This window comes from Bacillus sp. GBSW19 (assembly GCF_002998655.1).
In the GTDB taxonomy this organism is placed as follows: domain Bacteria; phylum Bacillota; class Bacilli; order Bacillales; family Bacillaceae; genus Bacillus.
In genome coordinates, this window is sequence record NZ_PVRF01000001.1 from 1,719,470 (window position 1) to 1,746,088 (window position 26,619).

The following is a 26,619-nucleotide window of genomic DNA, read 5'->3' on the forward strand; positions in this document are numbered from 1 at the left end:
AAAAGCTGAAGTCCTGTAAATGGACTTCAGCTTTTTTTTATTGGTGCTGATACTCTTTTTCTTGCTGAGCTAACAGCTTCTGAACGGCTCCGGGTGATGCTTTTTCAACAGCCGCTGCTGCTACATCAAATGATCCGTTGTAATCGTAGGCATAGAATCTTCGTTCTGCCTCTTTTAGTTGTTCTGAAAGAATATGGTTTTGGCTTCTAAAACGATTGCCGTATTGAATGATTCGTTCAATTTGGTCCACTTTACTGAGCATTTCTTCTGTCTCATCCGCAACATTTCTGACTGTGTCAGAGGCTTCTTTTAATTGTTGATTCACTGCCGGCATGTTGAGCGGCAGGTTTTCCAGCTGCTCATGCACTTGCTGGATCATCTCCTGCGCTTTTTCAGCCCGCTCTTTCATCTCAGCAGGTACACCTGGGATATTGCTTTTATGCAGCTGGCGGACTGTATCTGTCAGCATGGTTTTGAGCTCAGCCAGTGTTTCTCTCGCTTGTAATTCTTCTTTTCTTAATGATTGTAGATGACCTTTAAATGTGTCATGCAATGCTTTTGCATCATCGATAAAGGTCTCCAGCTGATTGATTTCATCCATTAATAATGAATATGCCACGTGGTCACGATCAAGCTTCTCGCGGATTTGTTTCATCAGCTTTTCAATTTCTTCTAAACGTTTTTCGAATGCTTTCTGTTGATCGAGCTCTCCTGCTGTCAGCTTGTAGCTTTCTTTCACAAGAGCCGTTTCTGCCTTTGTTTGTGTGTGATCTTGTTCGAGCTTCTCGAATGCTTCTGTGAGCTCAGGCATTTTGCTTTTGATTTCCTGACCTGCTTCTACTTCCGCCTCCAGCTGATCATACAGCGTCTCAATCGCATCATTGATCATTTGCAGAATGCTTGATGCCTCTTCTAAATTGAGTTCATCAATGAGCAATTTTTCCGCTCTCGCAAGCTGTTTGTTTAAAGTCTCCAGCTCTTTCGTGATCTGGATGTGCTCCAGCTTGTAGCCTTTTTCTGTCATTTCTTGATATCCGTCTTTCAGCTTCGTCAGCTGACCTGGTACGGTTTGTTTGCAGTCTGCAATAAGCTTTGGTACATCATTGATATATAGTTGAAGCTGGTCGAGTCTGCGGTCTTGCTCAAGCAAAATCTTTCTTGCCTTCATGTAGTTTCCGTTTTCTGTTTCTTCCTCGTACTGCTTGATCCCTTCCCAGGCCTCATCTAAGTCCTGCTCCATTTTGTCATAAAGGGTGCCATATAAATGGCTGTACGCAAGCAGATTTTTTCGAACTGTTTGATATTGCTCTTTGACCTTTTCAATGTCCTTGCGATTTTGCTCCTCGCTTGTGACAAGGTCTGCAATTTCTTTTAAAATGTCTTCAATGTTCGAATCAGCAGCACTCAGCAAGTCCTCAATGTGCGTAAGAACCTGCTTGGCTTTGGAGAATCGATATTTATCAGAATACTCTTCTGCATCATATAATAGCTCCTCTACCTTTGGAAGATGGGCTGTGACGATATCGTCCCACTCTGCACGCCATCTTTCAAAAAATTGCTCTGTTTCTCCGGTCATTTTTAAATGTTTGATTTTTGAAATTTCTTCTACAATTGATCTGTTTAAAATTTCAATTTTCCATGCTTCCAATCGGTCAATCTCTTTATATATATTTTTTCGCAGGAAATAACCGACTGAAAACAAAGCAAGCAAAATGACAATTAAACCGATGATAAACTCCATAATGAGCCCCCTTGTTGTGATCTAAGTGATGTCAGGGTAAAAGTGTCCCGAGTAGACCTGAGAACCCTTTCGTGTCCGCTTTGCATTTGTCTTTTTATAAACAGGATCGTATGTTTTCCAATACCATCCATTCACGGTTTTATGTATGTTTTTCAAGAAAGTATTTGAGCGCTTTCTATCATTTGATCACACGTATCCATGTGACCTGCTTTTATGTATGCGGAAGCTGTCGTTTTCATTGTTATTATGATACCATGTAACCAGCATTTTTGGTCATGATTTTTCATTATTTTCGCTGATAAACATCACGTTTTTCAAAATATCGACAAGAGGTGACGACATGCTGAAGCAGGATGCACATCTACATACACCGTTTTGCCCGCACGGCTCGCTTGATCCTTTTCATTCTTATATTGAAAAAGCCATCAAAAAGGGATTTGATTCCATAACCTTTACCGAACATGCCCCTCTGCCTCCATCGTTTCGAGATCCAACACCAGAGCAGGATAGTGCCATGAAGCTCCAAGACCTTGAATCGTATATAACGAAATTGGATCAGCTGAAACAGGAATACAAAGGACAATTAATAGTAAAAACTGGGCTTGAGGTTGACTATATCAAAGAGTATGAAGAGGAAACAAGTGCCTTTTTAGACTGCTACGGTCCAGAACTAGACGATAGCATTTTATCTGTTCACTTTCTTCCTGCTGGCGATGATTATATTTGCCTTGATTTTGACGAGCATGCCTTCAAGCAGCTAATAAGCGCCTATGGCAGCATCGAACAGGTCTATCAAAGCTACTATGACCAAATTCATTCTTCTATTCTATCATCTTTAGGTCGCTATAAGCCAAAGAGAATCGGTCATATCACCCTTGTGCAGAAATTTAAACAGCTTTTCCCATTTGAGATGCCGCCTGAACTTTGTCAAAAGGTTACCCTTTGTCTTGAAGAAACGGCAAAAAAAGGCATGTCCTTAGATTTTAATACATCAGGTCTTCGTAAAACATATGCCAGAAGTATCTATTTAGATCAATGGATGATTGATCTTGCAAAACAGAAAAAAATTCCGCTCATATTCGGGTCTGATGCCCATCAAGCGGAAGATCTCGGATATGCTTATGATCAATTCGAAGACATCATGAGTTTTAAGTGAGAATCTAATGCCGGCTTTTTTGGTTCTAGTAAATGATGAAGCGAGCGGCTTAGTTCTTTAAAATACATTTGATAGAAATATGGCTCATTTGGATTCAAATAAAGCACCTCTGTTAAATATTGCGGCTGTAAATAGGGCATCATGAGTAGTGATTTCAGTTGAATCATAAACGATGAGAGTGAGAGCTGCTCACAAATCACATGGGTGTTTTTCCCTTTTTCAATAATGAGCTGAAACAAATATTTTTCTTTTGTTAAATAGGTCGACATAATTTCTCTAATGAGCGTCGAATCAATCGTCACCTCTCGATAAACGAAACGGGTTAATTGACGGTGCTTGTGCTGATAAGATAAAATATCAAAAACCACATGAAGTAAACATTCTTTTGCGTGACGAGTTTCCATGTGATGGATATGTGATTCAATCATGTGAATATAGCCTTCATAAAAATCGGATACAAGCTGCTCAAGCAGCCCTCCTTTTCCTTGAAAGTAATAAGATATGTGGGCAACGTTGACGTTTGCTTCCTTCGCAATCTCACGGACAGAGGTTCCAGAAAATCCTTTTTGGTTAAAAAGTCTGATGGAAGCTTCAATAATACGGTCTTTTGTTTGCACGGTTGTTGATGTTTTCATCCGCTCACCCCTCTTCATGTGTACATACTTCAAGATGAAGGCGGAAGTTCCTTTTACAATTGCTCGACAAATCCCACATGCGAGACGCAAGTTATGTATTTTTGAGATAGAAAGTAGGAGATTTTCATGTTTCATGTCGAAAAACAGTCTGGCGATCCATCAAAAGACTATCAATTGCTTGTTAAACAGGTAGAAGCCATTACAGATGGTGAGCCTGATCTGATTGCCAATTTGGCAAATGCTGCGGCGCTATTGTATCATTCACTCCCAGAGGTCAATTGGGCTGGATTTTATTTGGCTAAAGGGGGCGAGCTTGTGCTCGGACCGTTTAACGGACTGCCTGCATGTGTGCGCATCCCGTCTGGAAAAGGCGTTTGCGGTACTGCGTTTGCAACAGGTGAAGTCCAGCGTATCGCTGATGTGCATGCATTCCCTGGACATATCGCATGTGATGCAGCATCGCAATCTGAAATTGTCGTTCCGCTCAAGGTAAATGGACAGATCATTGGGGTACTCGACATTGACAGCCCCGTGAAAGACCGTTTCAGTGAAATAGATGAAACCTACTTAATTCAATTTACCGAGGTGCTCCAAAAGGCGTTATCCATCTCTACAGATGCGTAATCTTGCAAAAAAGCAGGCACATTGTCTGCTTTTTTATTTTTCTTCGCATAACGTGAAGCGTCACGTCTGCCTCTAAATAGGTTGACTTCTCCTATCCAGCGTCATATAATAGAATTTGTGTGAAATATGGCAGCCTTTTTGTTCGGCTTTTTTGTATCATTTTGTTCCTTCTATTTGAAGGTGCATCTTGTAACTCCCTGCTGCTGGAGCGAGGATGCATGAAAACATAATGACGGAAAAGACAAAGAACAGACGGTTTTTATTTTTCACAAATAAAAACAAATAAGGAGGAGTCACATTATGGCTCGCTATACAGGTCCAAGTTGGAAGATTTCCCGCCGTTTAGGCATTTCATTAAGCGGAACAGGTAAGGAACTTGAAAAACGCCCTTACGCTCCAGGCCCACATGGTCCAGGACAACGCAAAAAACTATCTGAATACGGTTTACAATTACAAGAGAAGCAAAAGCTTCGTCACATGTACGGTGTCAACGAACGTCAATTCCGTACACTATTTGACAAAGCTGCTAAACTTCCTGGTAAACAAGGTGAAAACTTCATGATTCTTCTTGAAACTCGCCTTGACAACCTAGTATACCGTCTTGGCCTTGCTCGTACTCGCCGCCAAGCTCGTCAGCTAGTCAACCATGGTCACATCCTTGTTGATGGAAGCCGTGTAGACATCCCATCTTTCTCTGTGAAACCAGGTCAAACGATTGCTCTTCGTGAGAAATCTCAAAACCTTGCAGTTGTGAAAGAATCAGTTGAAGTAAACAACTTCGTTCCTGAATATCTTTCTTTCGATGCTGAAAAGCTTGAAGGAACTTTCACTCGTCTTCCAGAGCGTTCTGAATTAGCGCCTGAAATCAGCGAACAACTAATCGTTGAGTTCTACTCTCGTTAATTTCATTACTCTCTTAAAGAGAGATCAAACAAACCCTAGAGACCTTGATTGTTCAAGGTGGTCTAGGGTTTTTTGTTTGTATTCTCGTATGAACAAATGAATTTAAAACATATAATGGGAAACAGACTATGCACAAGACGAGCACCGGGCAAGACTTCCAAGAAACGGCTGAAAAAAGATATTCAAATGAAAAGGTCCTTTTGATTGCTTCTAAAAGCACCTCTAAACATTTAAGTTAGTCTAATTTTTTAATAATAATAGAAGCGTTCACATTTGTTTGGGTCCCTCCTGCTAGAGTTTGAAGAGTAACTGCTGCTGCAGAAGTATGGTTTACAAGAGTAAGCGTGTCACCCGCTGCTAGAGCGAGGATTGCCTGACCGTTATTCTGTTGAGTACCAGCTCCTGACCCATAAACTGTGTTCGTCACAGGAGCTCCATTTACAAATAGGGTGAATTGATTTGGCTCTACGCCAGAAACTGAAAAAGTAACCTCATAGTTTCCTGGATTGGTCACTATAATTTGAGAAGTTCCAGGGGCATGTGTAATACCAGGAGTAGTAATTCCAGTTGAGTCAAAAATCACCGGGGCTTCTAAAGCTACTGTTTGAGCACTTAGATTGTATACATATGCAAATTCAGCTAGCCCTGCACCTGTGACTCCCGTGGCTCCTGTTGGACCGGTCGCTCCGGTATCTCCTGTAGCCCCTGTCGGACCAGTGGCTCCGATATCTCCCGTGGCTCCCGTTGCTCCTGTTGGACCGATCGCTCCCGTATCTCCTGTAGCACCTGTCGGACCAGTGGCTCCGATATCTCCCGTGGCTCCCGTTGCTCCGGTGGCTCCGATATCTCCCGTGGCTCCTGTTGGACCGATCGCTCCCGTCGCTCCGGTATCTCCTGTGGCACCTGTTGGACCAGTGGCTCCGATATCTCCGGTGACACCCGTTGGACCAGTGGCTCCGATTTCTCCCGTGGCTCCTGTTGGACCGATTGCTCCGGTATTTCCTGTGGCTCCTGTTGGACCAGTGGCTCCGATTTCTCCCGTGGCACCCGTTGCTCCAGTGGCTCCGATATCTCCCGTGGCACCCGTTGCTCCAGTGGCTCCGATATCTCCCGTGGCACCCGTTGCTCCAGTGGCTCCGATATCTCCCGTGGCACCCGTTGCTCCAGTGGCTCCGATATCTCCCGTGGCTCCTGTAGCCCCTGTTGGACCGATTGCTCCGATATCTCCTGTAGCCCCTGTCGGACCAGTGGCTCCGATATCTCCCGTGGCTCCTGTAGCCCCTGTTGGACCGATTGCTCCGATATCTCCTGTAGCCCCTGTTGGACCAGTGGCTCCGATATCTCCCGTGGCACCCGTTGCTCCAGTGGCTCCGATATCTCCCGTGGCTCCTGTCGGACCGATCGCTCCGGTATCTCCTGTAGCACCTGTTGGACCGATTGCTCCGGTATCTCCTGTGGCTCCTGTTGGACCAGTGGCTCCGGTGGCTCCTGTAGCTCCGGTGGCTTCTGCGGCCCCTGTAGGTCCAGTGGCTCCTGTAGCTCCTGTAGCTCCTCGAATCCCTCGTAATCCCCGTAATCCTCGTCGCCCTACAATTACTTTTGTTTCACAAATGATGCAACAGTTTGATTTTGATAGTTTATGTTTACAATAAGGGCATTTTTTATACTTATCACAACCCATCAGTTGTTCATCTCCTTTATCATTATTCATATGTTACATCCGTAAATAGGTGCAGATAAGTAAAACGTACAAAGAATAAAAAGATAATCGTAGAATAAACATAATTTGCTAGAGTCTTCCAAAAGTCTTTTGGTTGTGAAAATTTGATTGTATTTTGCGCTAAATTTGTCTATGGTTTTTTCATGATGACTAGCCAGTCTCAAGAAGCTATTCAAAACCATATAATCTATCATGAAAAAAATCCCCTAGAATTCCAGAGGATTTTTTTGTTCCATGGTTCTCTCAAGTATTATTAAGCGTATAACGATATCTTTTATTTTACCATCCAATTACTAATCAATTGATCTGTTGTCATGACAGTAGCAAATTCATCATGCAGTGTTGCAAGTGATAGCCGATGAATCATTTCGGGATCATAATATGTACCGTTTTGATCTGTTAGTCCAAAGGCGGCAACTGCATCTGAGATAAGGTACGTATCAAAGCCTAGATTGCCGCTCATTCTTGTTGTCGTTGACACGCAGTGAGGGGTTGTCAATCCTGTGATCACGACCGTGTTAATATGGTTTGACCTTAACTGTTCCTCCAAGTTTGTGCCAATAAAGCTGCTGTTGACTTTCTTTCGTATCACCGTTTCTTCCTCTAGCGGTTTGGCGATATCTTTGAAGAGATGCCCTTCATTTGCCGGATGAAATAAGGAGTCCGGCTTGTCAGATGTATGCTGCATATGAATCACTGTCCAGCCTTTTTCTCTCCAAAACGTCAATAAACGACTGATATTTTTCTCTGCATCTAGATTATTTCGTTCTCCCCATTTTTCATGCTCGAACGCCTTCTGTACATCCACAATGATCAAAGCCTTTTGATTCTTTTGCACAAACGCCCACCTCCGTAGATTCTCATTTACTACATGTAGTGTAAGGAATGGTGATCCATTTGTACATGCTTTTAATGATGTTTTGCCTATTTTTGCATCAAAAAAAACAAACCACACACTGGCAACGATGTAATAGATACCAATGATCGATGTACAGTTGGACATCACCTCGCCTATTTGAACTGATTTAACAAACTTCATCCAGATGAAATAGATGAGGAGAAATGAGCACGGATAATAGGGGAAATATCCTAAAAAATATTGCTTGAGTTTTTGTGTCATCATTTTACCTCCATTATAACCTTCTTTCATCATCTAGCAGCTGTCATATGTCCGATGACATCAAAAAAAGACAGCACAAGTCGCTGTCTTTTTTCATTTTTTAATTCGTATTCTGTCCCCCGCCATTCAGTCCTTCTTTGATATAGCCTTTGACTTGGCTTGAAGCTAATAGACCGATGTGACCAACCCCGTGAATGAGGACGTTTCTTGCGCCAATTAAACGCGAAAGGCTGTTGACAACAATCAGATCGGCTGAGCTATAGACAGATGTATAGAGAATTTTTTGATTTGGATCGGTGCCTGGTAATGCTCTGAGTGAAACGAGTCCATTCGCTCCACCAAGTGTGACGACGTTTTCTATTTTATCGCCGCCGTCTAGATTCTTAATATAGTATAACGTGTTCGCCCCGCCCATACTATGCGCCACAATATCTACTTTTTTGGCACCCGTTTTGTCTAGCACATCTTTGACGAATCTGGATAAACGCGGACCATTGTTGCGGTTATTACCTGTTTTGTCTATGAAATCGATAGCAAATAATTGGTTTCGATCCCATCCTTGTGATACCAAGTAACTTTTAATCGAAGCAAAGTTATAAGACGCACCGCCCATGCCATGTACCATCACAACCGGATTATGCTCAGCCGCTTTGATCTCTTTTGGCTGGATGAAGGCCATTGAACCTATCACTAATGCAAGTGCAACAAGAATTTGCAAACTCTTTTTCTTAAAACGAATCACTTTCATTCCCCCTTATTCATCTTATTCGAACTCTATTTTATATAAGAAAAATATGTCAGAAAAGTGAACAAGGCACTGTTTGTTCAATCAATTTATAGAAAATAAATAATGAAAAAGCACCTTTGACTTTCTCAACGCCAATGCCAAAAGACTAGACAAAGTCTCTTTGAACAGTCTATTAGACTCTTCAAAGAGCACTCATCTCTCATTTTGCATAAAAAAAGCAGCCGGTTATCGCGGCCGGCTGCCCATCGTTCTTATTTGTAATTCACAAGGAAGTATTTCTTTTTCCCTCTTCTTAAGACGGTAAATTGGTTTTCAATTCGGTCTTCAGCTGAAAGGACGTAGTCTTTATCGGTTTGTCTCTCTCCGTTGATGGAAACTGCACCATTTGTGATGTCTTCACGTGCTTGACGTTTTGATGGAGACAGCTTTGATTCAACAAGGACATCGACAAGTGTTAATTCTTCTGTGCTGCTTTTCTCCATTGATGGAACATCTTTAAAGCCTACTTTGACTTCTTCGGCTGAAAGAGATTTGATCTCGCCTTTGAATAGCGCATTTGAGATGTTGACAGCCTGTTCTAGTGATTCACGGCCATGTACAAGTGTCGTGACTTCCTCTGCTAGACGGCGCTGTGCTTCACGCTTTTCAGGTGCTGTTTGCACTTTTTCTTCGTACGATGCGATCTCTTCTTTCGATAAGAACGTAAAGTATTTTAAGTATTTCACGACGTCACGGTCATCTGTGTTGATCCAGAATTGGTAGAACTCATAAGGAGACGTCTTTTCTTTATCTAACCAGATGGCGCCGCCTTCTGTTTTACCAAACTTCGTGCCATCTGCTTTAGTGACAAGCGGCATCGTTAGACCGAATGCTTTTGCCCCTTCTGCTTCAGACTTACGGATCAGCTCAAGTCCAGATGTGATATTTCCCCACTGGTCGCTTCCACCGATTTGCAGCTTACAGTTTTCATTTCTGTAAAGGTTTACGAAATCTAAAGATTGCAGGATGACGTAGCTGAACTCTGTGTACGAAATCCCTGTCTCAATCCGTGAGCTGACGATATCTTTTGCCAGCATGAAGTTCACACCGAAGTTCTTTCCAATATCACGAAGGAACGTGATGACATTCATTTGGCTGATCCAGTCGTAGTTATTCACGATAACGGCTGGGTTCTCGGCTGCTTCAAAATCAAGAAATTGTGACAGCTGTCCTTTAATTTTCTCTGTCCATTGTTCTACGATTTCTGCAGGGTTTAGTGAACGCTCTGCTTTTTTGAAGCTAGGATCGCCGATTAGTCCAGTCGCGCCGCCAACAAGGGCAATCGGGTGATGGCCCGCTTCCTGGAATCTGCGTAATGTTAAAATTGGCAATAGATGACCAATGTGCAAGCTGTCAGCTGTCGGATCAAAGCCGGAGTAAAGCTTGATTTTTTCTTCTGCTAATAATTTTGTTAAACCTTCTTCATCTGTTTGCTGCTGAATTAATCCTCTGAACGATAACTCTTCCATCAATTGACTCATATCCAATTCTCCTTTTTTTACAATTCAACATAAAAAACGCCCCTTCGAATGAACGAAGGGACGATATATATCGCGGTACCACCCTGCTTAAAAGACAACAAATCACGTCTTTTCACTTACACTGATAACGGACAGATCCGTTCTTTCACTAATCAGGGCAGCATGCATGCTCCTTTTCGTAAAAGCGGTTCGTGAGGGTAATTCGAATACCTCTTTGTACTGACTCGCACCAGCCGTCAGCTCTCTTGGACAGGGAAAGATAATTCTACTGAATCTCAGTCAAAACCTTTACATATTCAACTAATGTCATTTTAAACATACTTTTGGTATCAAGTCAACTGATGAAAAAAATTAATCTTCCATTGTCGATAGGTCGCCAGCCGGTAAATTCAGCTCCCACGCCTTTAGCACACGTCTCATAATTTTTCCGCTTCGCGTTTTAGGTAGTTTGTCTTTAAACTCAATTTCTCTCGGTGCCGCATGTGCAGCGAGTCCTTTTTTCACAAACGTACGAATCTCTTCTTTCAGCTCATCTGTCGGCTCATATCCACTTCTGAGCGCAATGAATGCTTTAATAATTTCACCGCGGACTGGATCTGGTTTTCCAATGACACCAGCCTCTGCAATGGCCGGATGTTCGACCAGCTTACTTTCCACCTCAAAAGGACCAACCCGCTCTCCTGATGTCATGATCACATCATCGACACGTCCCTGGAACCAAAAGTATCCGTCTTCGTCCATATAAGCTGAATCTCCTGAAACATACCAATCTCCCGGCATAAAGTAAGATTCATATTTTTCAGGATTGTTCCAGATCGTATGCATCATAGACGGCCAGCCTTTTTTGATGGCGAGGTTGCCCATCCGGTATGGCGGAAGTTCATTTCCGGCATTATCGACAATCGCCGCTTCTACGCCTGGAATCGGTTTCCCCATTGAACCTGGTTTGATGTCCATGCATGGATAATTACAAATCAGCTGTGCACCGGTTTCAGTCATCCACCAAGTGTCATGAATTCGTTTGCCAAATACAGCGTCTCCCCATCGGATGACTTCTGGATTTAGAGGCTCACCTACACTTAACACATGACGGAGCGAGCTGAGATCATATTTTTGAATGAGGTCATCTCCTGCTCCCATCAGCATTCTAAAGGCAGTCGGAGCACTGTACCAAACGGTCACACCTAGTGATTCAATGGTTTCATACCACGTATCAGGGTTAAACCTGCCGCCTAAAATGACATTCGTCGCCCCATTTAACCATGGTGAAAAAATGCCGTACACTGTGCCTGTTACCCAGCCTGGGTCAGCTGTACACCAGTAGACATCGTCTTCTTTCAGATCAAGCACCCACTTACCGGTCTGGTCTTGCTGCACCATTGCGCCATGGACATGCAGCACACCTTTTGGCGTACCTGTGGACCCTGACGTGTAATGAAGCAGAAAGCCGTCTTTTTCATCCATCCATTCAATCTCAAGGTTCTTTGCTGCCTGCTCAAACGCCTCTTCGTAATGGATTGTCCGAACGCCATCGACGTCTTCCTTTTCACCGCCGACAATGATGACGGATTCAAGCTTCGGAAGCTCTGCAAACGGAATTCGTTCAAGCAGATCCGGCGTTGTCACAATGACCTTCGCCTCACTATTTTCTAAACGGTCTTTGACCGCTCCTTCCATAAATGCCTCAAATAACGGACCAACGATCGCACCAATTTTGACTGCGCCAAGCAGAAGAAAATAGAGCTCAGGTGATCTTGGCATAAAAATAAATACGCGATCCCCTTTTTGCACATGCGCCTTTTCTCTGAATAGATTTCCCGCTTTATTTGTGTTGATTTTCATATCCCTGAACGTATACTTTTCATCACGCTGTGAATCTTTGTAGTGAAGCGCCACCTTGTTCTTACGAAACGAGTCCGCATGTCTGTCAATCGCTTCATAGGCTGCATTTATGTTTCCTGTTTCATACCACGAGAAGTTTTTTCTTGCTTCCTCCCATGAAAATTCTTTGTATGCCTGCTCATAATCATTTAAATGATAGTCCCCTTTTACTGATGGCAGCGTTTCCAATTTCATCAAACAGTCCCCCTTTGCATACGTTTACAATGACCATTATAGTATAGATGACTTTTTTTCTCAATTTTTAAAAAACTTATGGTGAAACCGTTTTAATTCTTGCAAGTTTTAAGATAAAATAGAGACGACTCACTAGAATTTGAGGCGGTGGATACGTGGAGCATCCTAAAACTTATTATTCAAAAACCATTGAGCAAGAAACAGGTTCCATCCTTATTGAAGGTCCGGTACCTGCACCAGAGCTTGCGAACTATACCTTTCATGAAGGACTGACGGCATTTCGCACGCCTGAGGAACAGAAACAAGCACTTGTTGAAATAGCAGACCTTCCAGAAGGACGTATTATCATTGCAAGAATGGATGAGCTTGTCGTAGGCTATGTCACGTATTTGTATCCTGATCCGCTTGAGCGCTGGTCAGAGGGTAACATGGACAATTTAATCGAGCTTGGCGCGATTGAGGTCGCTCCTCCATTTAGAGGCTGCTCACTTGGCAAGCATTTACTTGATGTGAGCATGATGGATGAGCAAATGGAGAATTATATCATCATTACAACTGAATATTACTGGCATTGGGATTTAAAGGGGACAAAGAAAAACGTGTGGGAGTACCGCAAAATGATGGAGAAAATGATGAACGCAGGCGGTCTTGTCTGGTTTGCAACAGACGAGCCAGAGATTAGCTCACATCCAGCCAATTGTTTAATGGCCAGAATCGGGAAAAATGTGAGTCCTGATTCGATTGAGCGTTTCGATCGTCTTCGCTTCCATCAACGCTTTATGTATTAACGTTCAATTCGTTTTTTTGGCAAAGGGGATTGGTAAACAATGATGATTGAACAAATTATGGAGCGTGATGTGATCACGCTGCGAAAAACCGATACGATAGAAGAAGCCATTCAAAAAATGAGTGCACATCACATTCGGCATATTCCGATCGTATCTGATCAAGGTTCTGTCATTGGGATGGTGACAGATCGGGATATTAAAAATGCCAGTCCAAGTATATTTGAAACAGAAAAAAGACAGCTCTTTATTCAGCGTCCTGTTGAAGAGATCATGGTATTAGAGACGATCACTGCTCATCCGCTTGATTTCGTTGAAGAGATTTCAAGTGTCTTTTTTGAACACGGAATTGGCTGCCTTCCAGTGGTGAGACGAGGCAAGCTCGTAGGCATTATCACAAAGACTGATTTGCTTCGTACATTTGTCAGACTGACAGGTGCAGATCAGCCTGGGTCACACTTAGAGGTTGAAGTGGACCAGATGACAGAAGGCCTCGCAGACATTACGGCCATTTTAAAGGAGCAGCATATTCAAATGCTGAGTGTGCTCGTGTATCCGCATGCAAATGAAGCCTCTAAAGTGCTCGTATTCCGCCTTCAAACCATTCATGCAGATCATGTGACGAAGCTGATTCGTGCAAAAGGCTATAAGGTGCTGTGGCCAATGGAGCAGACGATCAAATGAAGGAAGCGACCTTTGTTTTTTCACCCTCTTTTCAAACGTACCAATTTCACCAAGACCATCCCTTCAATCAGCTTCGTGTCTACTTAACATATGATCTTCTTCAAAAAATGAAGGCGTTAACAGATGATGAGATCGTCGCACCGCGTATGGCGACACTGGAGGAATTAAAGCTCGTCCATACAGCCGATTATATTCAAGCTGTGCAGCGGGCTAGTGAAGGAAAGCTCTCTACAGCAGAGGGTGAACGCTACGGCCTTGGCACGGAGGATACACCGATGTTTGCAGGTATGCATGAGGCAGCTTCTCTCCTTGTTGGCGGGACATTAACAGCCGTTGACCAAGTAATGATGGGACACTCGCAGCATGCACTCAATCTTGGCGGCGGACTTCACCACGGGTTTAAAGGACGTGCATCTGGCTTTTGTATATATAATGACAGCTCCGTGGCAATTCAATATATTCAAAAGACATATGGTGCAAGAATTTTATATATTGATACAGATGCCCATCATGGAGATGGTGTACAATTCAGCTTCTATGACGACCCAGAGGTCTGTACGGTCTCTATTCATGAAACGGGGCGCTACTTGTTCCCTGGAACTGGACAAGTACAGGAAAGAGGTCACGATAAAGGCTATGGCTACGCTTATAATATTCCGCTTGATGCATTTACAGAAGACGAATCGTTCCTCGAAGCATACCGAACAGCAGTGACTGAAATTGCTGCTTTTTTTAAACCAGATGTGATTTTGACGCAAAACGGCGCGGATGCACACTACTATGATCCGTTAACCCATTTATCTGCCACCATGAAAATATATGAGGAAATTCCTAGACTTGCCCATGAGTTAGCGCATCAATATTGTGATGGCAAATGGATTGCTGTTGGCGGAGGGGGATATGATATTTGGCGTGTCGTTCCAAGGGCATGGAGCCGGATTTGGCTTGAGATGAAAGGCATCACACCGCCGGCTGAACTGCCTCAGGACTGGGTTCAGGCTTGGCATAAACAATCGCCTGTCAGCCTGCCATCGACATGGGGAGACCCTGACGATTTATATCCACCGATCCCAAGAAAAGCAGAAATCACAGAAAAGAATGCTCAAACTGTAGAAAAAGCACTTATGCCTGTAAGAAGAGAAAAGAAAAATGCATAAGAAAAGCAGGCATTCACTAATGTGTAAGCCTGCTTTTTCGTTTTATTTTGTTGATTGTCTTTCTTCAATTCTGTGCGGAAGCTCAACAATTTGATCGTCCACTTGTTCTTTGTTCATCAGCTTTGTCAGCAGTCTCATTGCGACAGCGCCAATATCATAGGTCGGCTGAACAACTGTTGTCAGCTGAGGACGCACCATGAGAGAAAGTCTCGTGTTATCAAAGCCAATCACTTCTAAATCCTCAGGAATCGATACGCCTCTATCTTGTGCTCCGTGAATGACACCTAGCGCCATTTCATCGGTAGCCGCAATAACAGCTGTCGGCTTGTCAGACTGCTCAAGTAAATGAGCAAGTGATTCAATTCCAGAATCATAGGAGTAATCGCCTTCAGCGACGAGCGCATCGTCAAATGCGATGCCCGCTTCTTCAAGCGCACGCTTATAACCTGCAAGCTTTCTCATAGAGTTAATCGGTTCTGACATTGGGCCAGATACGAAGGCAATTCGCTTATGTCCTTTCTCAACTAAAAGCTGGACTGAATCATAAATCGCTTGCTCGTAGTTGATATTGACAGATGGTGTTTGAGCCTGCTCTTCAACAGATGCTGCAAGAACAATTGGCACAGGAGAGCGCTTAAATTCTTCAACAAGCACATCTGTGATGTTTCCGCCCATAAAGACAATCCCATCTACTTGTTTACCTAGCATTGTATTTAATAGATGAAGCTCTTTATCGGTATTTTGATCTGAGTTACTTAAAATGATGTTGTACTTATACATCGTGGCGATATCTTCAATTCCGCGAGCAAGCTCCGAATAGAAGATACTAGAAATATCAGGGATGATCACCCCAACTGTTGTAGTTTTTTTACTTGCAAGGCCTCGTGCCACAGCATTCGGACGGTAGCCAAGACGATCAATCGCTTCAAGTACCTTTTTTCTTGTTGTTGGTTTTACATTCGGATTACCATTCACTACGCGTGATACCGTTGCCATACTTACATTTGCTTCTCTTGCTACATCATATATTGTAACATTATTCACATAAATCACTCCTTCAAATACACTTCATATCTATAGCATTCACCAATTGGATAGAGACATGTCAGATACGAGGAAAATAATATCCTATTTGTCATTAAAACGATGAAAAGAGACACATAATTTTTCAATCTACATCAAAATGACATTCTTTTATGAAATTATACACGTTTTTTCACCATATGAAAACGTTCCCTTTCTTTTTATAACTAAATTAAACAAACTTTAATGAGCTTGTTACCTGTAAATTGAATCATATTTCATGAAAAATCGCCGTGAACGTCAGCTATGACAATGATCTTAGCAGATTCTATCGAATTTTAAAAATGAAAACATTGTGAACAAGCACTTTTGAGGCTTGTAATGTGCTCTTTTCCTTTCATTCCCAATCTCCATCATATTTTATCCATAGAAAAACCGCCGGGCAGTTATCCGGCGGCTTTTCTATCTATGATTACGCGTGAATGTTGACAAGTGGTCTTAACGCATCTAACCATTTTTCGAATTGAGGAATGTCCATTTGCTGCGCTGAGTCAGATAGAGCAACAGATGGATCTGGATGCACTTCTGCCATGACACCGTCTGCTCCAATCGCAAGAGCTGCTTTCGCTGTTGGAAGGAGAAGATCTCTACGTCCAGTTGAGTGCGTCACATCAACGAATACTGGTAAATGTGTCTCTTGTTTCAAGATTGGCACTGCAGAGATATCAAGTGTATTTCTTGTCGCTGTTTCGTATGTGCGGATACCGCGCTCGCAAAGGATGATTTGGTCATTTCCTTGGGCGATGATGTATTCAGCTGCATTGATGAATTCTGAAATAGTCGCTGCAAGACCACGCTTTAAAAGAACTGGTTTCTTCACAGATCCGGCTGCTTTTAATAGCTCGAAGTTTTGCATGTTCCGTGCACCAATTTGGATGACATCGATATGCTCAATCGCTTCTTCAATATGAGCAGGATTGACGATTTCACTAATGACAGCAAGACCGTATTCATCCGCTACACGCTTTAGAATTTTTAGACCGTCTACACCAAGTCCTTGGAAATCGTATGGACTTGTGCGAGGTTTAAATGCACCTCCGCGAAGTAGTTTTAGTCCTTGCTGTTTCGCTGCTGCCGCAACTTCTGCGACTTGCTCGTAGCTTTCAACAGCACATGGTCCAACGATGAAGCGCTGTTTCCCATCACCGATCGCTTCTCCATTGATGTTCACGATTGTATTTTCCGATTTTTTCTTACGAGAAACAAGAAGTGCTTTGCTGTGGTCATCTTCTTGAAGCTCTAGACCTGCTTTGAAAATCTCTTTGAAAATATGCTGAATCGTTGAGTTTTCGAATGGTCCATCATTTGCTTCAAGAATTTGGTTCAGCATTGTGCGCTCTCTGACAGGATCATAACGGTTGACACCTTGCGCTTCTTTCGCCTTTCCAATTTCTTTTACAATGCTTCCTCTTTCATTGATCAGTTTTAAGATTTGAAGATTTAGTTCATCTGCCTGCTGTCTCAATTGTTCTAGTTCATTGTTGCTCATTTTTGTCATCCTTTCCTCTGCCTGTTCTCGCTTTTTATTTTTTCATTCTCTCATGATAGGGTTTATTATAAACAAAGATTTCGGAATTGTCACGAAAATTTTCTTTATTACCCAAACGCTTTTAAGCGATAAAGTATTATGTGTAAGATTATAGCATACTTTTGGTTGAAGTAAACCTTTTTTTATAAAAAAACGTCAGCAATTGCTGACGTTTCTTCTACAGATTATGTTCAAGCGCTTCTTTTGTAATGCTTGAGTGAGATGCATGCCACTTCACTTTTCCACCGCTAAAGACGAGTGCCTGGGGACTTTCATGCTTTACCCCCGACTTTTCAGTCACATAGGATGAAAGCTCTCTTGTGTTTTGGATTTGCAAGAAATAAGTAGGCACGTCTTCATGTGCAGACGCAAATGCTTCAAACTCTTGAAAAGCCGCTTGGCTGATCGGACATCTCAAACTGTGCTTAAAAAAGACAAACGTCCCATCTTGATTCGTTAGTTGATCAAACTGTTCTTCTGTTTCAATGAGTTGTTTTGACATGATGTTCTCCTTCTTCACTCCGAGCAGTGAGAGTTAGCCTTTAGTCGATTGTTCTACTTTTTCTTTGACATCTTTGATGCCATCTTCAATTTCTGATTTCGCTTCTTGTGCTCGTACTTTTGCTTCGTCTGCTACATCTGAAGCTTCATTTGCTAGGTCAGCTGCTGCATCTTCTGCTTCACTTTTCACATGATTAGCTTTTCCAGCTGCACGCTCTTTTATGTCTTTCACTTTGTCTAAAATCTGGTTTGACTGTTCTGCTACCAGTTGGGACAATTCAGACGTTTTATCTTTCGCAATCGTCACATATTCAGTGCCTCTTTCTTTTGCATCTGTTGTGAGGCGATCTGTTTTTTCTTTTAAAACATTCGCTTGGGTGTTCAAATCATCGCGAAGCTCTTTCCCTGACTTCGGTGCTAAAAATAAGGCTGTTGTTGCACCAACAATTCCACCAATAAGTGTTCCGATCAAAAAGTCTTTGCTATTGATTCCGTCTTTGCTCATGATTATTCCTCCTATGCGAAAATGGTTTATTTTTGGTGTTTTCGTTGTTTCCATTTTTTATAAATTTCAAGTGCTGCGTTACTCCAGCTTACCACATCCGTGACTTTTTCTTGATTTCGTTCAACGGATGAAGAAACTGCACCAGCTGCCTGCTTTATGCTTGTATTAAATTGGTTGATCGAGCCGCCAATTCCCTGCACCGCATCCACAACTGTGTTGAGTTTTGCCGATTTGTCTTGAATATCTTCAGCAAGCTGATTCGTCTTATGTAGCAACTGTGTCGTCTCTGTGGTGATCCCTTGCATCTGACCTTCAAGACCTTCTAAAGTTGATGCAACATTCTTTAATGTCAGCTGTAAGGATTTTAATGTTTTGGACAAATAGATGACAAGAATGAGGAAAGCAATTGCGATCAGTGCAACGCTTAGATATAGAATAATAATCATCTGATACCTCCTTTGCTGCGGGCATATGCAATTCATTACCCTCTCGTTGTATCATTCAAACATCGCCTAGAATGACCGATTGAATAATAATTCTACACTTATTCGCTGATTCCTGTCCACAGCGAACGAAAAAAAGCGGCAGATGTTGACACATTTAGCCCCTTTGTCACATTTTATTCAAAATAAAAAAAGTGCCGATCAAAACGGCACTTTTCCTTTAAGCATTTATACAGCGACTTTCTCATAAGCACGCAGATATTTTTGAATGTCTCCTGCTCCCATAAAGATCAGAATCCCATCTTCGTGCGCTTTCAGCACAGATGTATCTTCTTCCGCAATCAATTGGGCCTGCGGGATTTTTTCTCGTAAATCTTCGATACTCAGCTTCCCAATGTTTTCACGGGCTGAACCGAAAATATCGCATAGGTATACATAGTCCGCTTTTTTCAGACTGTCAGCAAATTCACTTAAGAATTGCTGTGTACGTGTGAAGGTATGCGGCTGGAAGACAGCGACAATATCACGGTCTGGATATTTTTGACGTGCTGCTTCAATGGTGACTTCAATCTCCGTTGGGTGATGGGCATAGTCGTCAATTAAGACCTGCTCACCGACCACTTTTTCATTAAAGCGGCGTTTCACCCCGCCAAATGTCATTAGTGCCCCTTTGATGAGCTCTACATCAATGGCTTCATAGTGGCATAATGCAATCACAGCTAATGAATTGAGGACATTATGATTTCCGTAGGCAGGAATGTAGAAGGTATCATAAAACGTATTGCGTACAAATACATCAAATGTAGTGCCTTCCGTGTTTTTCACAACATTGCGTGCTTGGAAATCATTTTCTTCATTGAAACCGTAGTACACAACAGGTACCTTCGCTTGAATCTTGGGCAGATGCTCATCATCACCGCAAGCGATAATGGCTTTTTTCACTTGAAGCGCCATGTTTTGAAACGCATCAAACACGTCGTCAATGTCCGAGAAATAATCAGGATGATCAAAATCAATATTGGTCATGATCGCATAGTCTGGATGATAGCTGAGGAAGTGTCTGCGGTATTCGCATGCTTCAAATACAAAATACTCGCTGTTTTCTTTCCCCATACCAGATCCATCACCGATTAAGTATGAAGTTGGTTTCGCTGATTGCATCACATGGGCAAGCAGTCCTGTTGTCGACGTTTTACCATGAGCACCAGTAATCGCAACGTTTGTGAATGAATCCATGTATTCTCCAAGGAATTTATGGTAACGAATGACAGGAATCCCTTCAGAAAGGGCACGTTCAATCTCAGGGTGTGTATCAGGAAATGCATTACCTGCAATCACGGTCATCCCTGGCTGAATATTATCTGGGTCAAATGGAAGAATTTTAATATTTCGTTCTTCTAATGCTTTTTGTGTAAAGATATGTTTTTCGATATCCGATCCTTGGACAGTATACCCAGTATCATGAAGAATTTGGGCCAGTGGACTCATACCTGTCCCTTTTATTCCAACAAAATGATAAACAGTCATAATTGTACCTCCAACAAACGTCTATCTGACTTACAGTATATGACGCTCATTTCAATTTGCAACTTGTGATTTTCGCCTCTAGCGGCTCACAGATCGCAGCTCCAAATAAAGATTTTTTTCCGATCTTCCTATTCTAATCAATATTAACTATGATTAGTATCCGACAACTTTCCTATTTCTAACACCTGCTTTCGCTCATTTTACATAAAAAAGCGTTCTGACAGGCATACGAAAAGCGTCCAATTACAAAATTGCACCTATGTGCTATCATACCATGTTTATAAAAAAAATGAAGTGGTTTGTTTAGATCAGCTGTTCTAAGTCACTCAGTGTCATAAGGACTTCCCTTGGCTTACTGCCTTTTGCACCAGAGATCATGCCCTCGCGTTCCATCATGTCGATCAATCTGGCTGCACGATTGTAGCCAATTCTAAATCTTCGCTGCAAACTCGATGTACTAGCGCTATTCTGCTCAATCGCAAAACGGCAGGCATCCATAAACAATTCGTCTTCATCTGTAATCGCAGAGCCTTGGAGCATTAATTCCTCCTGTTCGAAAAGGAACACTGGCTTACGCTGTTTTCTTACATGTGCCACTACTTGATCAATCTCACGGTCTGATACAAAGTTCCCTTGCAGCCTCGTCGGCTTGCCGGAGCCATTTTCTAAGAAAAGCATGTCTCCTTTTCCGAGAAGCTTTTCTGCACCTGCCATATCAATGATCGTTCTAGAATCTACCTGACTTGAGACAGAGAAAGCAATTCTTGTTGGGATATTGGCTTTAATGAGACCTGTGATGACATCAACAGAAGGTCTTTGTGTCGCAATCAATAAATGAATGCCGCATGCTCTTGCTTTTTGTGCGATTCGGCAAATGCTTTCTTCGACTTCATTTGGTGCGACCATCATTAAATCAGCGAGCTCATCGATCACAACGACAAGATAAGGTAGTTTTTCACCCATTTGTTTTTCTTTGACAAGCTCATTGAATCGTTTAATTTCTCTCACGCCAGAATGTGCAAACAGTTCGTAGCGCCTTTCCATTTCATCCACTACCCATTTCAGAGCGGCTGTCGCTGTCTTGGCATCGGTGATGACAGGACTCACGAGATGCGGAATGTGATTATATGGCGCTAATTCAACCATTTTAGGGTCGATTAAGAGCATTTTTACTTCATCTGGTGACGCTTTAAACATTAAGCTCACTAAAATGGTATTGATACAGACACTTTTTCCTGACCCTGTTGCTCCAGCAATTAAGCCATGCGGCATTTTTTGCAGATCAACCACAACAGGCTGGCCGGATATATCTAATCCGAGTGCTGCTGTTAAAGGTGATGGATTGTCTCTAAATGCACTGCTTCTGATCATCTCTCGTAAGAAAACCATTTTACTGTGAAGGTTCGGCACTTCGATCCCGATCGTGTTCTTTCCTGGAATCGGTGCTTCGATTCGAATATCTTTTGCGGACAAACTGAGTTTAATATCATCTGATAGGTTCGTGATTTTGTTCACTTTGACACCTGGTTCTGGATGTACTTCAAACCTTGTCACAGAAGGGCCTTGCGTGACATGAACCACACTTGCTCTGACATTGAAATTTTTCAGCGTGGCATTGAGCAGCTCTGCCCGCTCTTTCACCCATGTCCCGTCCTCTTCTTTTTGAGCTGGAGGTACGTCTAAAAGGGCGAGACTTGGGAAAACATACCCTTGTGCATCTGCTGCTTTCTTTTGCCCTTGCACACGCTGATCACTTTTTAACATCATGACGTTAAAAGGAACCGTTGAGGTTTGTCCGCTTGTACGTTGCGTCTGTGGAGCTGCTTGTTTCGGTTTTTCTTCCTTGACTTCATGCACTTGTTCTTGCTTTTCTTGCTGCTCTATGACAGGTTCTGCTGGTTCAGTAGCGGTCTCATCGTCTGCTACTTGTTCTATTGGCATCATTTGATCTTCTACTATTTCAGCTTCTTCCAACAATTGGTCTTCTTGCAGATCATGCTTGGCGACTGGCTCAGCTTCTTCAAATGCTGCCGCTGGCACCTCTTCTTGATGATCTTCTATGGAATCAGCTTCTATTTCCGCGACCGGTTCTGCTGGGATGTCTTCTGTTACCTCAACTTCTTCTGCCGGCATGTCTACTTCCATTTCAATTGCGGGATGTGTGTCTTCTGCTGTTTCGAATGTCAACGGTTCTATTTCCTCCGTATGATCTACAAACTGATGTACCGGCTCGCCTTTTATTTCTTCGTCATCGCTTGAGACATCCTGTTCCGGCTCAGCCTCTACCGGCTGTTCTTGATAAGCTTCGGCCTCCTGATTATGTAAGTCAGCTTCAATATGGTCTTGAGGCTCAGAAAAGGCTGGCTCTTTTTCCTCTGTTTGAATGAAAGGCTCGTCATTTAAACGCTCCATCGTCGATTGAACGTGATCCTGATAAGCGAGTTCCTCTTGCAAAGTAAGCGGGGTCACGTCTGTTTGCATGTCCACTCTTTCTTCTGCTGGGGCTGAAACCGTTTCTTCCATACGATTTTCTTTCCGTATTGACGGAATGTTCATTTGCTGTCTGACATTCCGTACACGCTCTGCCTCTTCTGATAACAGGGTGACACGCTGCGCTGTTTCTGCTGCTTTCATTTGAACAGGAGATGATTCTTCTTTCGCTTCTGTTCGTTTTGGACGCATATCCTGATGATAGCCATAGATCGGTGATGGAATTTGCTCTGTTTTGAATGGCTTTTTATTGATGTCAGGCTGCACCGTTTGTTTTGGCTCATAGGTCTTCTGCTTAGCCTTTGGCTTGCTTGGCTTTGCGCGTCTTCTTTCCTGCTTCACTCCGTCACGCAGAGGTTCATCTGGAACGAGCGGAAAGCGGAAGTTGCCTTTCGGATATTCATAATAGACTTTTGTATCTTCAATTTTTTTATATTCTTTATGCTGTTCAAAAACTGGCTGCGTTCGTGCAGCTGGACCTTCATTATGTCTCACAGCTTTTTCTTCTTTCTTTTCTTCTTCTCCTAAAAATACACTAAAAAATTTATCTAACCAACTCATCATTTATCACTCACTTTAACTCCCCTTACGTTTTCTTGGGCGATTTTTAGTATACCATTGCTTTTTCATGCAGAAAAGCGAGAAAAGTGCTGCTCTTTGCTATTTGTGCTGTCTGTAGATGAAAAAAAGTCACTAAGTACGTACTTAGTGACTTTTGGTATAACACATTCTTCGCTCCTATGTGCCCGTTTATGGGAGGTTACGCTTTAAAGGGTTCGCCAGCTTGGTGGCTTCCCTCTAGAACAAGAATCCCTTTTTCAGCAGGCGCGTCTGGAAGATCTAGTTCTTTTGCAGAACAAATCATTCCGCTTGATGGAACACCTCTTAGCTCAGCATCTTTAATGACCAAACCGCTTGGCATCACCGCACCAACCTTCGCAACCACGACATATTGCCCTTGATCAACGTTTGTCGCACCGCACACGATTTGTAATGTTTCATCGCCAACATCTACTTGGCAAATGTTTAATTTATCTGCATTCGGATGCTTTTCTTTTTCCTTTACATAACCGACAACAAATTTTGGTGATAGATCCACGGTCAACGTTTCACTTACACCGTTGCGGTTTAAAATTTCGTTGATATCTTGAACAAGTGTTTCAGATAGCGGTACAGATCCGTTTTCTTCAATTTTCATGTAAGTGGATGCGTTGAAGATATTAATACCTGTTGTTTCTTTTGTTTCTTGATTGAAGATTCTTACGACATCTCCAAACCTCTCATGACCTACTTCTTCTCTCGTCACATCTTTCAATGAAATAAGAAGTGTGTCGCCTACACCTTCTGCATTATAAAAAACGTTCATTCTTCAAAATTCCCTTCTACTGCTGTTTTGGTCTGCTTTTAGCAAGAATAAAGATCGGTTCAAGCTTGCCCTCATCATATAAAAATGACAATGCGGTAATCGGAACCGTGCCGCTGGCGAAGAAGCTCATCGACATCTGTCCTAAAATATCATAGCCTGATTCATTGCGAACATCTGCAATGATGAATACATCTTGATGGGGAACAGAAATGGCCATCTGTCCTTCTATTTTTTGCGCGTATTCTTGTAAAATCGATTCATTTAAAAGTCTGCTGGCATCATATCCGTCATTCGCACGGAAGAAATAAAACCGATTGCCTGCGACTTCATCCATTTTCACCACAGTTTCAAGTGAGCGGACATTGAAGCTTGCAGTTTCCCTAATTCGCTCTTTTGTCCAGTTTTCCTTTTGAAGCATTTTCTCATCAATTAATCTGTAGGTGCTTCCAAGGTCAAGTGCATAGAAGATTCTCGTTTCAGCTGTATGCTCATCAAAAACTAGGGGAATGCCATCACTTGATGCCTCAGGAAAGGAAGTGGAACGAATGACAGGATAGATCTGCTTTTCTTTTCCTGAGATGTGCTGCGCTTCGCCTTTCATGGCACTTAGCGCCTCTTTCACATAGTAAACGATCTCATCTAATGTTTCATCAGGCTTTACTTCCCACTTTGCAATGATTGGCGGGAGCTCTAGTGTAATACCTTTACTTGTTTGTTTATCTTCAATACGAAGCGTATCTTTTTCTCGGTCAAACTGGTGTGACCAGCTGTCATTTGTCAGACGGCTTTTGAGTTCGTTCGCAAGCTGTCTTGATGTCATTTTTGCCATGATTTAGACCCTCCTTTCATTATTTAGAAAGAGAATCTGTTAAAAATGCTTCAATCTCTTCCTTCGTCTTACGATCTTTGCTGACAAAGCGGTTAATTTCTTGTCCATTTTTAAAAACTAAAAAGCTTGGAATGCCGTAAATTTCCCACTCTGCGCAAGTGTCAATGAACTGATCTCTATCCACATAGAAGTACTCAAATTCTGGGTAGTTTGCTTCAAGCTCTGGCAAGAATGGTTCGATAAAGGTGCAGTCCGGGCACCAGTCAGCTGAAAATAGCAATACTGTTAAGTCTTCTTGAATCACTTTTTGTAATTCTTCGTTTGATTCAATTTTTTTCATGTTTCATTCCTCCAGTTTGTATGGTTAAATCTCCGAATTGTATATAGCCTTTCTTTCTCATCCATTCTGATACTACCAAACTAATCACTGCCGGGCCAACGATATGCAAAAGAGCGATCGCCAGAAAAACGGATGGATGAAATCCCATAACGGTCAGTGTCATGAGCTGTCCAACGAGGCCGCTCGTTCCCATACCTGCCCCTGCCGCATTATTGACCATCCCAAAGCCAATAATACCAATTGGCGCGAGAATGAGGCCCGCAATCGTCGGCGGAATAAGGATAAGGGGATTTTTCACAATGTTCGGCAGTTGCAATTTTGACGTGCCAATGCCGACAGCAGCAAGACCGCCAAAACGATTTTCTCTAAAGCCTGCAGCGGCAAAGCCGACCATTTGAGCGCAGCAGCCAATCGTTGCAGCACCAGCCGCTGTTCCGCTTAAGTCAAGCATGAGCGCAAGCGCCGCACTTGAAATCGGTGAGCTGAGGGCAAGTCCAACAATGGTCGCTACTAGCATGCCCATGATCAGCGGACTTTGGTCAGTCCCCCACATGATGAGCCTACCAAGCCCTGTCATCATGGCTTCAATCCCAGGACCGATCAAAGCGGCGGTGAAAAAGCCAGTAATAATGGTGACAAGCGGCGTTAAAATAATATCAATTCTTGTCTCACCACTGACCAGCTTGCCGAGTTCCACACCAATTAATGCTGCGACAAAGCTTCCAGCAGGTCCACCAAGTTCTGCTCCTGCAGCACCTGAGACAACACTTGCAAAAATGATCAAAGGAGATGCCTGTAACCGGTACGCAACAGCTACGCCAATCGCTGGTCCCATGAGCCCCATTGCGAGTGTTCCCATTTTGATGATGAGCGGAAGTGATAACAGACCGCCTGCTGTTTTTAAAATCAGCCCTACCACTAATGTAGCAAATAGACCTAAAGCCATATAAGAGAGTGCATCAATGAAATACACTTTTGGCGAAAGGGAGATCCCTTTTCTTTTCAAATAAGTCATCAACGTCGTCTTCCTGCTTTCTTATAGGAAAGACGAAGAGCCTGTCCTTCCCATTATATGTAGTATTCTTACGATGAAAAATAGTCTCTACCATGAATATCATAATCATATTTTTTTTGCTTT

General features: G+C 42.7%; 24 protein-coding genes and 1 other annotated feature. Of the genes, 6 read left to right on the top strand and 18 right to left on the bottom strand.

The features are described 5' to 3' along the window. Positions 1-37 precede the first annotated feature (37 nt). A complete protein-coding gene (gene ezrA, locus C6344_RS09090) occupies positions 38-1,741 on the bottom strand; it encodes a septation ring formation regulator EzrA (RefSeq protein ID WP_066030549.1) in 1,704 nt (567 codons plus the stop codon). A 340-nt stretch (positions 1,742-2,081) separates the two neighbouring features. Here ezrA and hisJ point away from each other — a divergent pair, with 340 nt between their 5' ends. Further along, positions 2,082-2,897: a histidinol-phosphatase HisJ gene (gene hisJ / locus C6344_RS09095; RefSeq protein ID WP_106042672.1), complete on the top strand. Its 816-nt coding sequence runs from the start codon at positions 2,082-2,084 to the stop codon at positions 2,895-2,897. On the opposite strand, the gene refZ is transcribed toward hisJ, so the two are convergent. Next, positions 2,867-3,532 (bottom strand): forespore capture DNA-binding protein RefZ, encoded by a 666-nt coding sequence (gene refZ / locus C6344_RS09100; RefSeq protein ID WP_106036968.1) that lies wholly within the window; start codon positions 3,530-3,532, stop codon positions 2,867-2,869. The two genes, hisJ and refZ, sit on opposite strands and share 31 nt — an antisense overlap. Positions 3,533-3,658: 126 nt before the next feature. On the opposite strand from refZ, the gene C6344_RS09105 reads away from it, so the two are divergent. Both C6344_RS09105 and rpsD read left to right on the top strand, forming a co-directional pair. Continuing rightward, a complete protein-coding gene (locus tag C6344_RS09105) occupies positions 3,659-4,156 on the top strand; it encodes a GAF domain-containing protein (RefSeq protein ID WP_095285580.1) in 498 nt (165 codons plus the stop codon). 300 nt (positions 4,157-4,456) lie between these two features. After that, entirely contained in the window at positions 4,457-5,059 is a 603-nt protein-coding gene (gene rpsD, locus C6344_RS09110; protein ID WP_034661940.1) for a 30S ribosomal protein S4, read from the top strand. 235 nt (positions 5,060-5,294) lie between these two features. Here rpsD and C6344_RS09115 read toward each other — a convergent pair whose 3' ends face one another. From C6344_RS09115 to acsA, 5 genes are all read right to left on the bottom strand, one after another. Further along, a complete protein-coding gene (locus C6344_RS09115) occupies positions 5,295-6,770 on the bottom strand; it encodes a BclA C-terminal domain-containing protein (RefSeq protein WP_223254315.1) in 1,476 nt (491 codons plus the stop codon). Between the two features lie 283 nt (positions 6,771-7,053). Then, complete coding sequence (locus C6344_RS09120) at positions 7,054-7,617, bottom strand: cysteine hydrolase family protein (RefSeq protein ID WP_106036971.1); 564 nt, start codon at positions 7,615-7,617, stop codon at positions 7,054-7,056. A 382-nt stretch (positions 7,618-7,999) separates the two neighbouring features. Then, positions 8,000-8,578 carry an esterase/lipase family protein gene (locus C6344_RS09125; protein WP_374955746.1) on the bottom strand — a complete coding sequence of 193 codons (579 nt, stop codon included), beginning with the start codon at positions 8,576-8,578 and terminating at the stop codon, positions 8,000-8,002. Between the two features lie 320 nt (positions 8,579-8,898). Continuing rightward, the gene (gene tyrS / locus C6344_RS09130; RefSeq protein ID WP_060597019.1) at positions 8,899-10,167 is read right to left on the bottom strand and encodes a tyrosine--tRNA ligase; all 1,269 of its coding nucleotides are present in this window, start codon (positions 10,165-10,167) and stop codon (positions 8,899-8,901) included. A gap of 53 nt (positions 10,168-10,220) precedes the next feature. Then, positions 10,221-10,459, bottom strand: a binding site (T-box leader). Positions 10,460-10,518: 59 nt separating this feature from the next. Further along, positions 10,519-12,243, bottom strand: a complete 1,725-nt coding sequence (gene acsA, locus C6344_RS09135; protein WP_066030543.1) for an acetate--CoA ligase — start codon at positions 12,241-12,243, stop codon at positions 10,519-10,521. A 155-nt stretch (positions 12,244-12,398) separates the two neighbouring features. On the opposite strand from acsA, the gene C6344_RS09140 reads away from it, so the two are divergent. From C6344_RS09140 to C6344_RS09150, 3 genes are read left to right on the top strand one after another with little or no spacing between them, the layout of a single operon-like run. After that, a complete protein-coding gene (locus C6344_RS09140) occupies positions 12,399-13,031 on the top strand; it encodes a GNAT family N-acetyltransferase (protein WP_066030542.1) in 633 nt (210 codons plus the stop codon). 39 nt (positions 13,032-13,070) lie between these two features. Then, complete coding sequence (locus C6344_RS09145; protein WP_034665520.1) at positions 13,071-13,712, top strand: CBS and ACT domain-containing protein; 642 nt, start codon at positions 13,071-13,073, stop codon at positions 13,710-13,712. Further along, complete coding sequence (locus C6344_RS09150) at positions 13,709-14,869, top strand: acetoin utilization protein AcuC (protein WP_066030541.1); 1,161 nt, start codon at positions 13,709-13,711, stop codon at positions 14,867-14,869. Before C6344_RS09145 ends, C6344_RS09150 begins: the two co-directional genes overlap by 4 nt. Before the next feature lie 42 nt (positions 14,870-14,911). Here C6344_RS09150 and ccpA read toward each other — a convergent pair whose 3' ends face one another. From ccpA to C6344_RS09205, 11 genes are all read right to left on the bottom strand, one after another. Beyond that, positions 14,912-15,913, bottom strand: a complete 1,002-nt coding sequence (ccpA, locus tag C6344_RS09155) for a catabolite control protein A (protein WP_034665514.1) — start codon at positions 15,911-15,913, stop codon at positions 14,912-14,914. A 451-nt stretch (positions 15,914-16,364) separates the two neighbouring features. Next, a complete protein-coding gene (locus tag C6344_RS09160) occupies positions 16,365-17,441 on the bottom strand; it encodes a bifunctional 3-deoxy-7-phosphoheptulonate synthase/chorismate mutase (RefSeq protein WP_003217626.1) in 1,077 nt (358 codons plus the stop codon). A gap of 217 nt (positions 17,442-17,658) precedes the next feature. Beyond that, entirely contained in the window at positions 17,659-17,982 is a 324-nt protein-coding gene (gene ytxJ / locus C6344_RS09165) for a bacillithiol system redox-active protein YtxJ (RefSeq protein WP_106072884.1), read from the bottom strand. A gap of 33 nt (positions 17,983-18,015) precedes the next feature. After that, a complete protein-coding gene (locus C6344_RS09170) occupies positions 18,016-18,486 on the bottom strand; it encodes a YtxH domain-containing protein (RefSeq protein ID WP_034665507.1) in 471 nt (156 codons plus the stop codon). 26 nt (positions 18,487-18,512) lie between these two features. Continuing rightward, positions 18,513-18,932, bottom strand: coding sequence for a DUF948 domain-containing protein (locus C6344_RS09175; RefSeq protein ID WP_003217556.1), 420 nt, complete (start codon positions 18,930-18,932; stop codon positions 18,513-18,515). 225 nt (positions 18,933-19,157) lie between these two features. Then, the gene (murC, locus tag C6344_RS09180) at positions 19,158-20,456 is read right to left on the bottom strand and encodes a UDP-N-acetylmuramate--L-alanine ligase (protein ID WP_034665503.1); all 1,299 of its coding nucleotides are present in this window, start codon (positions 20,454-20,456) and stop codon (positions 19,158-19,160) included. Positions 20,457-20,759: 303 nt separating this feature from the next. Next, positions 20,760-23,510: a DNA translocase FtsK gene (locus C6344_RS09185; RefSeq protein WP_106072885.1), complete on the bottom strand. Its 2,751-nt coding sequence runs from the start codon at positions 23,508-23,510 to the stop codon at positions 20,760-20,762. A gap of 196 nt (positions 23,511-23,706) precedes the next feature. Then, a complete protein-coding gene (gene ytpR, locus C6344_RS09190) occupies positions 23,707-24,312 on the bottom strand; it encodes a YtpR family tRNA-binding protein (protein WP_106072886.1) in 606 nt (201 codons plus the stop codon). A gap of 16 nt (positions 24,313-24,328) precedes the next feature. Next, positions 24,329-25,141 (bottom strand): DUF1444 domain-containing protein, encoded by an 813-nt coding sequence (locus C6344_RS09195; protein ID WP_060597025.1) that lies wholly within the window; start codon positions 25,139-25,141, stop codon positions 24,329-24,331. A 19-nt stretch (positions 25,142-25,160) separates the two neighbouring features. Then, positions 25,161-25,481 (bottom strand): thioredoxin family protein, encoded by a 321-nt coding sequence (locus tag C6344_RS09200; protein ID WP_003217665.1) that lies wholly within the window; start codon positions 25,479-25,481, stop codon positions 25,161-25,163. Continuing rightward, complete coding sequence (locus C6344_RS09205; RefSeq protein WP_066030539.1) at positions 25,468-26,496, bottom strand: PTS sugar transporter subunit IIC; 1,029 nt, start codon at positions 26,494-26,496, stop codon at positions 25,468-25,470. Before C6344_RS09205 ends, C6344_RS09200 begins: the two co-directional genes overlap by 14 nt. Between the last annotated feature and the right edge of the window lie 123 nt (positions 26,497-26,619).